Origin of the sequence: Amycolatopsis sp. WGS_07 (genome assembly GCF_045278895.1) — a bacterium.
In the GTDB taxonomy this organism is placed as follows: domain Bacteria; phylum Actinomycetota; class Actinomycetes; order Mycobacteriales; family Pseudonocardiaceae; genus Amycolatopsis.
Map to the genome: position 1 here is coordinate 4,394,109 of NZ_CP136053.1, position 17,290 is coordinate 4,411,398.

2 protein-coding genes are annotated in these 17,290 nt (G+C 69.6%); both read left to right on the forward strand.

The genetic code is table 11. The features are described from left to right. The first annotated feature begins 13 nt into the window (after window positions 1-13). Entirely contained in the window at window positions 14-12,190 is a 12,177-nt protein-coding gene (locus RPX00_RS21040) for an SDR family NAD(P)-dependent oxidoreductase (RefSeq protein WP_406641699.1), read from the forward strand. A gap of 49 nt (window positions 12,191-12,239) precedes the next feature. Continuing rightward, window positions 12,240-17,273 carry an SDR family NAD(P)-dependent oxidoreductase gene (locus tag RPX00_RS21045; protein ID WP_406643031.1) on the forward strand — a complete coding sequence of 1,678 codons (5,034 nt, stop codon included), beginning with the start codon at window positions 12,240-12,242 and terminating at the stop codon, window positions 17,271-17,273. Window positions 17,274-17,290: the final 17 nt, after the last annotated feature.

Sequence of the window (17,290 nt, forward strand, 5' to 3'; positions counted from 1 at the left end):
GGTGGTGCGTCCAGTGAGTTCGGCGAGAGAAGACGACCCGGTCGCGGTCGTCGGGATGTCCTGCCGGCTGCCGGGGGCGGCGAACCCGGCGGAGTTCTGGAAGCTGCTGCGGGACGGGACGGAGGCGGTCGGGGAAGCGCCCGCGACCCGCTTCGTCCCCGGCGGCCCCGAACCGCTGCACACCCCGGACGGCCGGCCGCTGCGAGCCGGTTTCCTCGACCAGGTCGACACCTTCGACGCGCAGTTCTTCGGGATCTCCCCACGCGAGGCCGCGGTCACCGACCCGCAGCAGCGGCTGATGCTGGAGCTGTCCTGGGAAGCGCTGGAGGACGCGGGCATCGTGCCCAGCGCTGGCCAGGTCGGGGTATTTTTCGGTGCTGTCGCAGGGGATTTCGGGTCGATCGCGGACACGGTCTCGCAGCACACCGCCACGGGGTTGAGCCGGGGCCTCATCGCCAACCGGGTTTCCTACGCGCTCGGGCTGCACGGGCCGAGCCTCACTGTCGACAGTGCACAGTCGTCGTCGTTGCTCGCGGTGCACTTGGCTTGCCGCAGTTTGCGGGGCCGCGAATGCGAGATCGCGCTCGCGGGCGGGGTGAACCTCAACCTCACTCAAGGTGCACACGACGTCATCGAGGCGTTCGGCGCGTTGTCGCCCGACGGACGCAGCTACACCTTTGACGCGCGCGCCAACGGGTATGCGCGTGGCGAAGGCGGCGGCATCGTCGTGCTGAAGACGCTGTCCCGGGCCATCGCGGACGGTGATTCGATCTACGCGGTGATCCGGGGGAGCGCGGTCAACAACGACGGCGGCGGCGCGGGGTTGACTGCGCCGAGCCAAGAGTCGCAAGAGGACGTGCTGCGACTGGCTTGTCAGCGCGCGGGGATAGCGCCGGCCGAAGTGTCCTATGTGGAGCTTCACGGGACCGGCACGCCGCTGGGCGATCCGATCGAGGCGGCGGCGCTCGGGCGGGTGTATTCCGCCGAACGCGAGCTGCTGGTCGGTTCGGTCAAGACGAATATCGGACATCTCGAAGGCGCGGCCGGGATCGCCGGGCTGCTGAAGGCGGTGCTGTGCGTCGCGCATCAGTCCGTGCCGCCGAGCCGGAACTTCGAGACGCCCAATCCCGCCATTCCGCTGGACGAGCTGCGCATGCGGGTCGTCACCTCCGCGGAGCCGCTGCCGGATTCCGCGCGGGTGGGGGTGAGTTCGTTCGGGATGGGCGGGACGAACTGCCACCTGGTCCTGTCCGGATGGGCTTCCGCCAGCGCCGCGCAGACCGAGTCTGCCCTGCCGGTACTGCTGCCGTTGTCCGCGCGCGACGATGCGGCGCTGGGGGAGTTGGCTTCCGCGCTGCGCGGGGTTGCGGCGGATCCGGCCGACGTCGGCTACTCGCTGGCGACGACCCGGGCTGAGCTGGAGCGCCGGGCGGTCGTAGTGGCTGCGGACGCGGCTGAGGCGGACACTGGTTTGGCCGCGCTCGCGTCCGGCACGGGGGCGATCCAGGGTTCCCCGGTGCCGGGGGAAGTGGCGTTCCTGTTCACCGGCCAGGGCAGCCAGTGGGCCGGGATGGGCCGGGCGCTGTACGAGCGGTTTGAAGTCTTCGCGACGGTGCTGGACGAGGTGTGTGCTGAGTTCGACGCGCATCTCGATCGTCCGTTGCGCGAGGTGATGTTCTCCGAAGCTTCGGTGCTCGATGAGACCGCGTACACGCAGCCTGCGCTGTTCGCGATCGAGGTGGCGTTGTTCCGTCTGCTGACGGAATGGGGCCTGACGGCGGATGTCCTTCTTGGACATTCCATCGGTGAGCTGGCCGCGGTTTACGCTGCTGGTGCCTTGTCGCTGTCGGACGCGTGCGCGCTGGTAGCTGCGCGGGGACGGTTGATGCAGGCGTTGCCGGGCGGCGCGATGGTCTCGGTGCGCGCTAGCGAAGACGAGCTGCGCTCTGATGTGGACGGTCAGCCCGAGGTCTCGATCGCCGCGGTCAACGGGCCGTCGGCGACGGTGTTGTCCGGTGCTGAACCGGCGGTGCTGGAGATCGCGCAACGGTGGGCCGCACAGGGCCGGAAGACTCGGCGGCTGCGGGTCAGCCACGCCTTTCATTCGCCGTTGATGGACCCGATGCTGGCGGAGTTCCGTACCGTCGCGGAAGCCGTGACGTGGCGGGAGCCGCGGCTTCCGGTGGTGTCCAATGTGACCGGTCGGGAACTGACCGCCGACGAAATCCGGTCGCCGGAGTACTGGGCGCGGCATGCGCGTGCGGCGGTGCTGTTCGCCGACGGGATCCGGCGCTGTGCTGAACGCGGCGTGACGACCTTTGTGGAGCTGGGGCCGGACGGGACGCTGTCCGTGCTGGGCCGGGATTCCGCCGAGGGTGCGTTCCTGCCGGTGTTGCGGGGGCGGGATCGGGACGAGGTTCGTGCGCTGCTCGAAGCGGTGGCGCGGGCGCACGTGCGCGGGGTTTCGGTTGACTGGCGGTCGTTCTACGCCGCGCACGGCGCGCACCGGGTGCGGCTGCCGACGTATCCGTTCCAGCGGCAGCGGTACTGGCCGGGAGCCGCCGTCGAGCAAGCTCCAGCTCCGGTGAAGTCCACTGTGGATGAGGGCGCGACGCTGGAGCTGGTCCGGCGGCACGTCGCCGCTGTGCTGGAATATGCATCGGCAGACGCGGTCGATGTGCGGCGGCCGTTCAAGGACCTGGGGTTCGGTTCGTTGATGCTGGTCGAGTTGAGCGATCGGCTCACGGAAGCGCTGGGGCGGCGAGTCCCGCCCTCGCTGCTGTTCGATCACCCGACCCCGGTCGCGGTCGCCGCCGCGCTGGCCGGAACTGTTTCCAGTGCACCGGACGAGGTCGTGCAGCCGGTCGACGAGCCGGTCGCGATCGTCGGGATGGCGTGCCGGTTCCCCGGCGGGCTGGACGGACCGGAGCAGTTCTGGCAGTTCGTCCGGGCCGAAGGCGACGCGATCGGCGATTTCCCGGACGATCGCGGCTGGGACCTGACGCGGCTGTTCGGCACCGAGGAATCGGGAACGAGCTACGTCCGGCAGGGCGGCTTTCTTTCTGGCGCGGCAGAGTTCGACGCTGAGTTGTTCGGGATCTCGCCGCGTGAGGCACTGGCGATGGATCCGCAGCAGCGCCTGTTGCTAGAGACTTCGTGGGAAGCGTTCGAGCGGGCCGGTATCGCCCCGCATTCGTTGCGCGGCAGCCGGACCGGTGTGTTCGTTGGTGCGACGGCGCAGGATTACGGCGCGCGGATGCACGAATCGTCCGAAGGGGACGGTTACGTGCTGACCGGGACCACGCCGAGCGTCGCGTCAGGACGGGTTTCGTATTCATTCGGACTTGAAGGACCGGCGGTCACTGTAGACACCGCGTGCTCGTCTTCGTTGGTGGCGCTGCATTTGGCGGCGCGGTCGCTGCGGTCCGGGGAATGCTCGCTGGCGCTGGCGGGCGGGGTGACGGTGCTGGCGTCGCCGGGAATGTTCACCGAGTTCAGCCGGCAGCGCGGGCTGGCGCCGGACGGCCGGTGCAAGGCTTTCTCCTCGGACGCGGACGGCACTGCCTGGGCCGAGGGCGTCGGAATGCTGGTGCTGGAACCTCTTTCGCTGGCTCAACGCAACGGGCGGCGGATTCTCGGCGTGCTGCGCGGTTCCGCGATCAACCAGGATGGTGCGTCGAATGGGTTGACCGCGCCGAATGGTCCTTCGCAGGAGCGAGTGATCCGGGCCGCGCTGGCTTCGGCTGGACTGTCCACTCAGGACGTTGACGCTGTTGAGGCGCATGGCACTGGTACGGCGCTGGGTGATCCGATTGAGGCGCAGGCATTGCTGGCCACCTACGGGCAGGATCGGGAGCGTCCACTGTGGCTGGGCTCGGTCAAGTCCAACGTCGGGCACATGCAGGCGGCGGCCGGGGTCGCCGGAGTGATCAAGATGGTCCTGGCCATGCGCGACGGAGTGCTGCCGCGAACGTTGCATGTGGACGAACCGTCGCCGCAGGTGGACTGGTCCGCTGGCGCGGTGGAGCTGCTGACCGAAGCCGTGGACTGGCCTGCCGTGGACCGGCCGCGGCGCGCTGGGGTGTCGTCGTTCGGAATCAGCGGGACCAACGCGCACGTCATCATCGAGCAGGCTCCCATCGCTGAGAATGCGATGGTCGAGGGCTCGGCACCAGTACTGCTTTCCGGACAGAACGCGACCGCGGTGAGCGCCCAGGCCGCGCGGTTGCGGGACTTCGTGGCGGACCGTCCGGAAGCGACGGTCGCCGATCTCGCGTATGCCACCGTGACGACCCGCGCCGCGCTGGAGCACCGGGCGGCTGTACTGGCGGAAGACCGCACCGAGCTGTTGCAGCAGTTGCAGGCGCTCGCCGACGGTCGTGAAGTGCCTGGCAAAGTCCAGGGCACCGCGGACGTCACCGGTGGCATCACGTTCGTCTTCCCCGGTCAGGGCGGGCAATGGGCGGGAATGGCACAACGGCTGCTTGCCGAGTCGCCGGTGTTCGCCGCGCGGTTGAATGCCTGCGCGGACGCTCTGCAGTCGCATGTGGACTGGAAACTGCTTGAAGTGCTCGGCGATCCCGCCGCGCTCGAACGAGTCGACGTCGTGCAGCCCGCGCTGTTCGCGGTGATGGTGTCGTTGGCTGAACTTTGGCGTTCTCATGGCGTCGAACCGTCGGCGGTCATCGGGCACTCGCAGGGAGAGATCGCCGCAGCCTGTGTCGCGGGTGCGTTGTCGCTAGAGGACGCGGCGGCGGTCGTTGCCTTGCGGGGCAAGGTGCTCACGACGTTGTCCGAGCCGGGCGGCATGCTGTCGGTGCTGCTGCCCGAGTCCTCAGTGGAACCCCGGCTTACGCCGAACGTCTCGATCGCAGCGGTGAACGGCCCGTCGGCGGTCGTGCTGTCCGGCGATCCGGCCGAGCTGACGGAGCTGCTGGCGGAATTCACCGCCGAGGGTGTGCGGGCCCGGCTGATCCCGGTGGACTACGCCGCCCATTCCGCGCAGGTCGAACCGCTCCGCGCGCAGCTGGTGAAACTCTTGTCCGGGATCGTGCCACGCACGTCGGACATCCCGTTCTACTCCACCGTCACCGGCACTCGGATCGACACCACCGAGCTGGACGCGGAGTACTGGTACCGGAATCTTCGCGAGACTGTCCACTTTGATCATGCGGTCCGGGCGGCGGCCGAGGCGGGGAACCGGTTCTTCGTCGAGGCCAGTCCGCATCCGCTGCTGGTGGCCAATGTGGAGGACCTCGTCCCCGGCGCGGTGGCGGTCGGATCGCTGCGTCGCGACGAAGGCGGTTCCGGCCGGTTCCTGACCTCGGTGGCGGAGGCCTATGTGCGCGGGGTCGCGGTGGAATGGCCGATCAGCGGCACCGGGCCCGCGCTCGAATTGCCCACCTACGCGTTCCAGCACCAGCACTTCTGGCTCGAAACCCCGGCCGGTTCCGCCGACCCCGCCGCACTCGGACTGCAGCCGGCCACGCATCCGTTGCTGGGCGCGGTCACCTCGGTAGCCGGGTCGTATTCTCTGCTGGCTACCGGAAATGTAACTGTCCGTCAGCATTCCTGGCTGGCTGATCACGCTGTGTTGGGCACTGTGGTGCTGCCGGGCACCGCGTTCGTCGAGCAGGCGGCCTGGGCCGGGGAGCAGGTCGGCTGCCCGTATGTCGAGGAACTCACCCTGCAGGCGCCGCTGGTCGTGCCGGACCGGGACGGCGTCCTGGTCCAGCTGACCGTCGGGTCCGCCGGTGACGACGGCCGCCGGACCGTCGAGATCTACTCCCGGACCGACGCGAGTGCCGAATGGACCCGGCACGCGACCGGCATGCTTGGTGCGGGCAGCCGTCCGGTGGCCGACCTCCGCGCCTGGCCGCCCGCTGGTGCCGTCGAAGTGTCCACACGGTACGAAGCGCTGGCTGATCGCGGGTACGGCTACGGCCCGGTCTTCCAAGGTTTGCGGAAGATGTGGCGCCGCGGCGACGAGGTGTACGCCGAGATCAGCTTGCCGGAAGTGCCGGGCGGACACCTCGTGCATCCCGCGTTGCTGGACGCCGCTCTGCACGCGATCCTCCCCGACACCGGCGACACGATGCTGCCGTTCACCTTCAACGGCGTGCGGCTGTATCCGACCAGCGCGACAACGCTGCGCGCTCGCGTGACTTCCGCCGGAGCCATCGACCTCACTGACGAGCAGGGCAATCCCGTGGCCACTGTGGACTCGGTGGCGCTCCGGCCGGTGACGGTGAACCAGCTCGGCACTGGCCAGCACGAGTCGCTCTACCGCGTGGAGTGGTCGCCGGTTTCGGTTCCGGCATCGGGCGCTTTGCCCATGGTGACCGATCTGTCCGAAGTGGATTCCGCGCTGCCGGTAGTCGGCGTTCGTACGGACGCGCCGGACCGGGCCCTCGCCTTGGTGCAGCAGTGGCTCGCGGAAGACCGGTTCAGCCAATCCCGGTTGGCGGTCGTGACCAGCGAGGCGGCCGTCTGGGGACTGGTGCGTTCGGCCCAGTCCGAGCATCCCGGCCGATTCGTCCTGGTCGAGGACGGCGACGAGCGGCTGCTGGGACGAGCGGTGGCCACTGGGGAACCGCAGCTTGCGATCCGGGCTGGCCGGGTTCTCGTGCCGCGGCTGACCAGAATGACCGGTACCACAGCGCAATCCCCATGGGGTCCACATTCGACAGTGCTGATCACCGGTGCGGGCGGGACGCTCGGCCGACTGGTCGCCCGGCATCTGGTGGCAGAGCACGGGGTACGGCGGCTGGTGCTGGTCGGCCGCCGGGGTTCCGCGACACCGGGGATGGCCGAGCTACGTGCCGAACTGGACTGCGCGGTCACCGTGGCGGCTTGCGATGTGTCCAATCGGGACGCGGTCGCGGCGCTGCTCGCCAAGCATCCGGTCACCGCGGTCGTGCACGCGGCCGGGGTGCTGGACGACGCGGTGATCGAATCGCTGACCGCGGAACGCATCGAGCACGTCATGCGCGCCAAGGTCCAGGGCGCGCGCAACCTGGACGAACTGACCAGCGACCTCGACGCCTTCGTCTTGTTCTCCTCGATCGCCGGAACCTTCGGCAGCCCCGGCCAAGCCGCGTACGCGGCGGCGAACGCGGCGCTCGACGCGCTGGCCACGGACCGCCACGCCCGCGGTTTGCCCGCCACGTCGCTGGCCTGGGGTTTCTGGGCGGACCGCAGCGAGATGACCGAGCACCTCAGCGACGTCGACGTGTCCCGCATGGCACGCGCCGGGGTGATCCCGCTGACCGCGGCCGAGGGGCTGGCGCTCTTCGACGTCGCCACCGCACTCGACGAGCCCGTGCTCGTCCCGGTGCGGCTCGACCTCGCCGCGTTGCGCGCCCAGCAGCGGGATGGCCTGCTACCTGCGGTTTTGCGAGGTTTGGTGCCGACGGTCGACTCGAGTGCGCCGCAGGCCCGGCTCACTAACGAACAGCACGCGCTGGACCTGGTGCTGGCGCAGGTCGCGGTGGTGCTCGGGCACTCCGACCCGGCCGGGCTGTCCCCGGACCGGCCGTTCAAGGACTTCGGTTTCGACTCGCTGACCGGGGTCGAACTGCGCAACCGGTTGAGCCGGCTGACCGGCCTGCGACTCCCGGCGACCGCCGTCTTCGACCACCCGACCCCGGCCGCGCTCGCGGATTACCTGCGCAGCCAGTCGGCGGGGGAGGACCGTCCTGTTGAGACGGTGCCGGTGGCGGCGGCCGACGAGCCGATCGCGATCGTCGGCATGGCCTGCCGGTACCCGGGCGGAATCGATTCGCCCGAGCAGCTGTGGCGGTTCGTGTCCGAAGGCGGGGACGCGATCGGCGAATTCCCGGCCGACCGCGGCTGGGACATCGACGCGCTTTTCAACGCCGACCCCGACCACCCCGGCACCAGTTACGTCCGGCAGGGCGGTTTCCTTTCCGGCGCGGCGGAATTCGACGCCGCGTTGTTCGGGATTTCGCCGCGTGAGGCGTTGGCGATGGATCCGCAGCAGCGGCTGTTGCTGGAGACCTCGTGGGAAGCTTTCGAACGGGCCGGGATCGATCCGTTGTCCCTGCGCGGCAGTCGCGCTGGGGTGTTCGCGGGCGTCATGTACCACGACTACAGCGCGGCGTTCGGCGAAATTCCGGCTGAGCTGGAAGGTCAGGTGCTGGCCGGCACGAGCGGCAGTGTCGTGTCGGGCCGGGTGTCGTACTCGTTCGGTCTCGAAGGACCGGCGATGACGGTCGACACCGCATGCTCGTCGTCGCTGGTGGCGCTGCATTTGGCCGCGCAATCGCTGCGGTCTGGGGAATGTTCGCTCGCGTTGGCGGGCGGGGTCGCGGTAATGGCGACGCCGACGACGTTCACCGAATTCAGCCGTCAGCGCGGACTCGCGCCGGACGGCCGGTGCAAACCGTTCTCGGCGGCGGCCGATGGTACCGGCTGGTCCGAGGGTGTCGGAATGCTGGTGCTGGAACGGCTTTCGGACGCTGAGCGCAACGGGCATCGGGTGCTGGCTCTCGTGCGTGGCTCGGCGGTGAACCAGGACGGTGCTTCGAACGGCCTGACGGCCCCGAACGGCCCGTCGCAAGAGCGGGTCATTCGTGCCGCGCTGGCCTCGGCTGGGTTGTCCACTCAGGACGTTGACGCGGTCGAGGCACATGGCACTGGTACGGCGCTGGGTGATCCGATCGAGGCGCAGGCACTGTTGGCCACCTACGGCCAGGACCGGGAGCGTCCACTGTGGCTGGGTTCGCTGAAGTCGAATCTCGGGCACACGCAGGCGGCGTCAGGCGTGGCCGGGGTCATCAAGATGGTGCAGGCGATGCAGGACGGTCTGCTGCCGCGAACGTTGCATGTGGACGAACCTTCACCGCACGTCGACTGGTCGGCTGGCGCGGTGGAATTGCTGACCGACAACGTGGAATGGCCTGCCGTAGAGCGGCCGCGGCGGGCTGGGGTGTCGTCGTTCGGGATCAGCGGGACCAACGCACACGTCATCCTCGAGCAAGGTCCGGCCGTCGAGCGCATGGAGACCCCTGCTGCTGGACCAGTTCCGGTGCTGGTCTCCGGACGCGGCGAAGCAGCGTTGAGCGCGCAGGCCGCGCGCTTGCGGGATTTCGTGAATGCGCGACCGGAACTGACGGTGGCTGAACTCGGATACGCCTCGGCCGCGACCCGAGCCGTATTGCCAGACCGGGGTGTCGTCGTCGCGTCCACTCGGGACGATCTGGTGGCGAAGCTCGACGCTCTCGCCGCTGGTCGTGAGCTGCCGGGAGTGCTGCGCGGGACCGCAGCGACCACGCCGGGTCGAGTGGTGTTTGTGTTCCCCGGGCAGGGTTCCCAATGGGTGGGGATGGCTCGGGAGCTGGCCGCGGCATCGGAGGAGTTCGCGGCGCGGCTGTCGGAATGCGCGGCGGCGCTGGCCGAATTCGTGGACTGGTCGCTGGACGAAGCGTTGTCGGACGGCGCGTTGCTGGAACGTGTCGACGTCGTGCAGCCCGCTTCGTGGGCCGTGATGGTGGCGTTGGCGGGATTGTGGCGGTCGTACGGAGTGGAACCGGCTGCCGTGGTCGGCCACAGCCAAGGCGAGATCGCCGCGGCGTGTGTGGCAGGTGCGTTGTCGCTGCGGGACGGCGCGCGGGTGGTGGCGTTGCGCAGTCAGCTCATCAGCGAGGTGCTGGCTGGTCAGGGCGGCATGGTTTCGGTCGCACTGCCGGTCGGCGACCTGGCGGATCTGCTGGGGGAGCTGGAAGTAGCGGCGGTGAACGGACCGTCGTCCACAGTGGTCTCCGGCAGTCCGGAAGCGGTCGAGAAGCTGCTGGAAGTGTGCGAATCCCGCGAGATCCGGGCGCGACGGATCGCGGTGGACTACGCGTCGCACTCCACGCAGGTCGAGTCCATTCGGGACCGACTGGTCGAGCAGCTCGCCGAGATCTCGCCGAGCAGTGCGGAGATCGCGTTCTATTCCACAGTGCACGGAGCGGTGATCGACACCCACGGTCTCGACGGGGACTACTGGTATACGAACCTCCGCCAGACAGTGCGTTTCGAGGAGGCGATCCGCGCGGCGCTGTGGGACCGCTTCGGCACCTTCATCGAAGTCAGCCCACACCCGGTAGCCGCGCAAGGCATTCAGGAGACCCTCGACGCCGCCGAAAGTCCGGCGACCGTGCTCACCACGCTCCGTCGCGATGACGGTGGCCTCGATCGGTTCCTGTCCTCAGTGGCCGAAGCGCACGTGCGCGGGGTGTCCGTCGACTGGCCTCGACCGGCGGTGTCCTCGCCGCCGGTCGAGCTTCCTTCCTACGCGTTCCAGCACCAGCGGTTCTGGCCAGCCGGTTCTGGACAGTCCGCAGTGGACAAGTGGCGGTACGCAGTTGAATGGCAACCGGCCGGTGCACCGGCTGCCGCGGAGCCGGGACCGTTGGTCGCGCTCGTCCCAGCCGGACATCAGGGGTGGGCGGCGACCGTCCTCGAAGGACTCTCCGCGCAAGTGGTCGAGTTCGACCCGGACCGTCCGGTGCTGGATCAGATCGGCCACGCGGCCGCGCTCGTGTCCCTGCTCGCGGCGGACGACCGGCCGCATCCGGACTACCCATTGCTGTCGCGCGGTGTAGCGGGAAGCCTTGCGCTGTCCCAAGCCTTGCTTGAACACGACATTCCCCTGTGGACACTGACTCGCGACGCACTCAACGACCCGATGCAGGCACAGATCTGGGGCCTGGGAAGGGTTGTCGCACTGGAGCACCCGAAGACCTGGGGCGGTTTGATCGACCTGCCGGAGGACATCGGCCCGGCCGAGCTGACGGCCGTCAAGCACGCCATCGCCGGTGGCTGGGGCGACGAGGACCAGTTCGCCATCGGTCCCGACGGCGTGCGGGTCGCGCGTCTCGTGCGTGCCCCGGCCGTGGCGGGCGGGAATTGGCAGGCGCGGGACACCGCAATCATCACCGGTGGCACCGGCGCGCTCGGTCCGGACATCGCGCGCTGGCTGGTACGGGAAGGTGCGGACCACGTCGTCCTCGTCAGCCGCAGCGGACCGGCTGCCGACGGTGCTGCGGAACTCGAAGCCGAACTCACCGAACTGGGCGCCGCAGTCACCATCGCAGCCTGCGACATCGCGGACCCGGACGCGGTCGCGAAGCTGCTCGACAGCCTCCGCGAGCGCGGGTGTGCGGTGCGCTCGGTATTCCACGCCGCCGCGTTGATGAAACTCGGCGCGGTGCGGGACATCGACCTGGACGAGTTCGCCGCCGTCGTCGAGGCGAAGATCGCCGGTGCGGAGAATCTGGCCCGGCTGCTCGACTACCACGAACTCGATGCGCTGGTGTTCTTCTCGTCCATCGCGGGCGTCTGGGGCAGCGGCGATCACGGTGCCTACGCGGCCGGAAACGCCTACCTCGACACGCTGGCGGTCCGGCTGCGCGCGGAGGGCCGCCCGGTGACCTCGGTCGCGTGGGGTGTCTGGGACGGAGCCCGGTTCCCGGACGGGGTCGATCCGGATCAGTTGCGGCGTCAGGGTTTGCCGCTGGTCGGCACCCGCCCCGCGCTCGCGGCATTGCGCCGGATTCTCGGGCAGGACCAGGCGATGGTCGCGGTCGCCGACGTCGACTGGACACGGTTTGTCCCGCTGTTCACCTCCGCGCGTGCGCGGCCGCTGCTGACCGGCGTCCCGGAAGCGGTGCGGGCGATGAGCGAACCGGCACCGCGGGAAGAGTCCGCTTTGGCCAGTCGGCTGGCCAAACTGTCCGAAGTGGAGCAACGCGCGACGCTGCTGCGGTTGGTTCGCGAACAAGCGGCACTTGTCTTGGGGCACAGCAGTTCTGAGGCGATCGGCGACGACCAGCCGTTCCGAGACCTCGGCTACGACTCGCTGACCGCGATGGAGTTGCGCGGCCGGCTGGGCGAGCGCGTCGGGCTTCGACTGTCCGCGACGCTGGTGTTCGACCATCCGACGCCGGCCGCGGTCGCGGACCACCTGCGGACACGGATCGCTCCGGCGGCTCCGCCGCTCGGGGTGGAGCTGGACCGGCTCGCCGCCCGGCTGTCCGAAGTGGACGAAAGCGAGCGGGCGGACGTGGCGGACCGGTTGCGGACGATGCTCGCGGCGGTGCGGGACGAACCGGACGACGACCTCGGCGCGGTGAGCGACGACGAGATGTTCGACCTCATCGACCGCGAACTGGGCCTGGACTAAGGGGAATCGGATGGCGGACGAGGACCGGCTGCGCGACTATCTCAAGCGGGTGACAGCCGACCTTCGCAAGGCGAAGCAGCGCGTGCGGGACCTGGAGGAGGCACGGCGCGAGCCGATCGCGATCGTCGGGATGGCCTGCCGTTACCCCGGCGGCGTGCGCTCGCCCGAGGACCTGTGGCAGCTGGTGGCCGACGGCCGCGACGCGATTTCGCCGTTCCCGGCGGACCGCGGCTGGGACGTCGAAGCCTTGCACGACCCCGATCCGGCGCGTTCTGGCCGGTCGTACGTCCGGGCGGGCGGCTTTCTCGACGATCCCGGTGTGTTCGACGCCGGGCTGTTCGGGATCAGCCCGCGCGAGGCGCTGGCGATGGACCCGCAGCAACGGCTTCTGCTGGAAACCGCGTGGGAATCCCTGGAGCACGGCCGGATCGACCCGTTGTCCCTGCGGGGCAGCCGGACCGGGGTGTTCGTCGGGCAGAACTACCAGGAGTACGGGCCAGGCCTGGCCGTCGCGCCGCAGCGGGTGGAAGGCAATCTGGTCACCGGTGTCGTGCCGAGTGTCGCTTCTGGACGCGTCTCGTACAGTTTCGGCTTCGAGGGTCCAGCGGTCACTGTGGACACTGCCTGCTCGACTTCGTTGGTCGCGCTGCATTTGGCGACGCAGTCGTTGCGCGCCGGGGAATGCACGCTCGCGCTGGCCGGTGGGGTGACGGTGCTCGCGAACCCCGGCACCTTCGTGGAGTTCAGCCGGCAGCGAGTGCTCGCACCGGACGGCCGGTGCAAGGCGTTCTCCGCTGGTGCGAACGGGATGGGCATGGCCGAGGGCGTCGGTCTGCTGGTGCTGGAACGGCTTTCGGATGCCGAACGCAACGGACACCGTGTGCTGGCCGTCGTGCGCGGCTCGGCGGTCAATCAGGACGGTGCTTCCAACGGCCTGACCGCGCCGAACGGCCCGTCGCAGGAACGCGTCATCCGGGCAGCGCTGGCCGCTGCCGGGTTGTCCACACAGGACATCGACGCAGTCGAGGCACATGGCACGGGAACGGCGCTCGGCGATCCGATCGAGGCACAAGCACTCCTGGCGACGTACGGGCAGGACCGCGACCGTCCACTGTGGCTGGGCGCGCTGAAGTCCAACATCGGCCACACGCTCGCGGCTTCCGGCGTAGCGGGCGTGATCAAGATGGTGCAGGCGATCCGCAATGGTTCGCTGCCGAAGACGTTGCATGTGGACAACCCTTCGTCGCGTGTGGACTGGGAGAGCGGCTCGGTCCGGCTGCTGGCTGAGTCGATGGCATGGCCGGAGGCGGACCGTCCGCGACGGGCCGGGGTGTCGTCGTTCGGGATCAGCGGCACGAATGCGCACGTGATCCTGGAACAAGCCCCTCCGGCCGAGGTCCCGACCCGAACCTCCACCGGGCCGGTTCCCGTGGTGGTCTCTGGCCGTGGCAGGGCGGCGATGCAGGCGCAGGCCGCACAGTTGCGCGACTACGCGGCTACGCATCCGGAGGTAGACCTCGCCGACGTCGGCTATTCCTCGGCGGTGACCCGCGCGGCCCTGCCGGACCGAGGCTTCGTGATCGCCGACGACCGCGCCGATCTGCTGGACAAACTCGACGCCCTCGTGGCCGGCCGAGACGTTCCGGGTGTCCGCCACGGCACCGCGAGCCGCACGCCCGGGGGAGTCGCCTGCATGTTCCCGGGCCAGGGGTCGCAGCGGCTGGGCATGGGCCGGGAGGCCTACGACCGTTTCCCGGTCTTCGCGGAAGCCTTCGACGAAGCGTGCGCAGCGGTCGGACAAGAGCTGCGCGAAGTACTGTGGGGCAACGACGAAAAGCTGGTGGAGCGGACCCAGTACGCCCAAAGTGGACTGTTCGCAGTCGGCATAGGACTGTGGCGGCTGGTGCAGTCGTGGGGGATCGAACCCGCCTGCGTGCTCGGACATTCCGTCGGCGAGATCACCGCGGCTTGCGCGGCGGGCATCTTCTCGCTGGCGGACGCGGCGCGGCTCGTGGCCGCGCGCGGCCGGTTGATGGACGCGCTGCCTGAGGGCGGCGCGATGGTCGCGGTGTCGGCTTCGGAAGACGCGGTGCGGCCGCGGCTCACTCCGGAGGTGGCGCTGGCAGCCGTCAACGGTCCGGAATCGGTGGTGCTCTCCGGTGACGAGGACGCGGTCGAGAAGCTTGCGGAAACCCTTGCCGCGGAAGGACATCGGACCCGGCGGCTGCGAGTCAGCCACGCTTTCCACTCGCCGCGGATGCAGCCGATCCTCGAGGAATTCCGTCAGGTCGCCGAGTCGGTGGAGTATCGCCGTCCGCGCATCCCGTTCATCTCCAGCGCGGATCCCGCGACGCCGGACTATTGGGTGCGCAACATCGCCGACACGGTGCGATTCGCCGACGCGGTCCGCAAGGCGAACACCACTGTGGACGCTCGGACCTTCCTCGAACTCGGCCCCGACCGCGCGCTCTCCGCTGCAGGCACGGAATGCCTGAGCGAGGCGGCCTTCCTGCCGATGATGCGCCGTGACCAGCCCGAGGCCCGCACCATCACGACCGCCGCCGCGCAGCTGTACCTGCACGGCACCCCGCCGTCGTGGCGCTCGTTCGAAGCCAATCTTGTCGACTTGCCGACTTATTCATTCCAGCGCGACCGTTACTGGCTGGACGGCATCAGTGCTGGTCACCCCCTGTTTGGTGAGACGGTGGAGGTGGCCGAGGGCGGCCTGCTGCTGACCGGCCGGCTGTCGACTGCCGATCAGCCGTGGCTCGCTGAGCACGTCGTGCTGGGCTCGACTGTCGTCCCCGGCAGCGCGATCGCCGAGCTGGCTCTGCACGCTGCTGCCAAAGCGGGCTGTGCGACGGTCGAGGAGCTGATCCTCGAGACGCCGCTCGTTCTCGACGGTCCGGCGGAGCTGCAACTGAAGGTCGGCGAACCCGACGAGGCCGGCCGTTGCGAGCTGACCGTCCACGCTCGCCCCTTCAGCGGCGACTGGACCTGTCACGCGCGGGCCGCCGTGTCGCCTAGGGAAACCAAACCACTGCAGGTGTCGTGGTCTACGGACGGCGCACCGATCGACGTCTCCGCCACCTACGCGGACCTCGCTGGGGTAGGCCTCGGCTACGGGCCGTCCTTCCAAGGACTGCGGGCCGCCTGGCGCTCCGGCACCGAGATCTTCGCCGAGATCGACCTCACCGACCAGGCGGACGCGGAGCGGTACGGCATCCATCCAGCGTTGCTGGACTCCGCCCTGCACGCGGTCCGGCACTTCTTCGGGTCCCGGCTGGTGCTGCCGTTCGCCTGGCGCGGGCTGACCCTGCACGCGAGCGGAGCGTCGTCCGTGCGGGTACGGCTGACCGAGACCGGAACGGACACCGTGGCGGTCGAGATGACCGACGTCCACGGCGCGCCGGTGCTGTCGATCGCCTCGCTTGCCGTCCGTCCGGTGTCCGCCGGGCAGCTCGGCAGCCACGAGTCGCTGTTCGGCGTCGAGTGGTTCGACGTGCCCTTCGCGGAAACGGCCAGCGAGCAAGCCGTGCTCGCTCCTGGGACCACTGCGGCTGAAGTGCTCACCAAGGTGCAGGACTGGGTGGCCGAACCGCGAACCACTCCGCTCGTAGTGTGTACCCGGAACGCCGACACCGACCCGGCCGCCGCGGCGGTGGCCGGGCTCATCCGGTCGGTGCAAACCGAGCACCCCGGCCAGTTCATCCTGGCCGACCTCGACACCGACCTGCCGCCCGCCGGTCTCGCCGAGCTGGACGAACCGCAGGTCAAGATCCGCGACGGCCGGGTGTCCGTGCCGCGGCTGGTGCGCCTGCCCGCCGCGGACGAGCTATTCGCCTGGAACCCAGACGGAACTGTGCTGATCACCGGCGGCACCGGCACTCTCGGCCAGCTCGTCGCCCGGCATCTGGTCGACGTGCACGGCGTCCGGCGGCTCGTCCTGCTCAGCCGCAGCGGCGGGGAGATCGAGCACCTGGACGCTGACGTCACCGTGGTCGCCTGCGACATCACCGACCGCGAAGCCGTCGCTGGCGTGCTGAAGGAACACCAGGTCACCGCGGTCATCCACACGGCCGGAGTGACCGACGACGGCGTCGTCACCTCGCTCACTGGCGACCGATTGGCCGCCGTCGCGCGCCCGAAGATCGAAGGCGCGCTGATCCTCGACGAGCTGACCGAAGACCTCGAAGCCTTCGTCCTCTTCTCCTCCGCCTCGGGCACCTTAGGCAACCCCGGCCAGAGCGCGTACTCCGCCGCCAACGCGGCGCTCGACGCGCTCGCCCGGCGCAGGCGGGAAGCCGGTCAGCCCGCGACGTCGATCATCTGGGGTCTGTGGGAACAGAACAGCGGCATCACTGGCAAGCTCAGCGACGCCGACCGCGCGCGGATCAGCCGCGCTGGTTTGGCCCCGCTGTCGACCGAAACCGCGCTCGGTCTGTTCGATGCCGCCCTCGCGTCGGGCGAAGCCACGCCGGTCGCGATTGGTCTGGACCCGGCAGCGGTGCGAGCGGCCGGGCCGGTACCGGCGATGCTGCGCCGGCTCGTTCCGGCCGGAGAAACGCGGGCTGCGAAGCGATCCGTGCGCTTGGACGTCTCGGCACTGTCCGGAATGGAGCGTCAGCAGGCGCTCGCCGACCTGGTCCGCGCCGAGGCCGCCACGGTCCTCGGCTACGGCACGCCGGACGCGATCGGCCCCGGCCGCGCGTTCGCCGACCTCGGGTTCGATTCGCTGGCCGTCGTGGAACTGCGCAACCGGCTCGGTGCAGCCACCGGCGTTTCCCTTCCGCCGACAGTGGTTTTCGACCACCCGACGCCGGCCGCGCTCGCCGAGCACCTGCACCGCTGCCTGCCGTCGGCCGAGGGAACCGTCGACCCGTCGCTCAGCGCGGAGTTCGACCGGCTCGAAGCGGCGCTGGAAACCGCCGACGCGCTCGACCGGCCGAAGATCGCGATGCGCCTGTCCGCGCTGCTGGCGAAATGGACCGGCGCCGAACCGGCTTCGGCCGGGGAGCAAGACCTTTCTTCCGCCAGCGACGACGAGTTGTTCGACCTCGTCGACGGCCTCGGCGCGAACTGAGCTAGGGGGACACACAG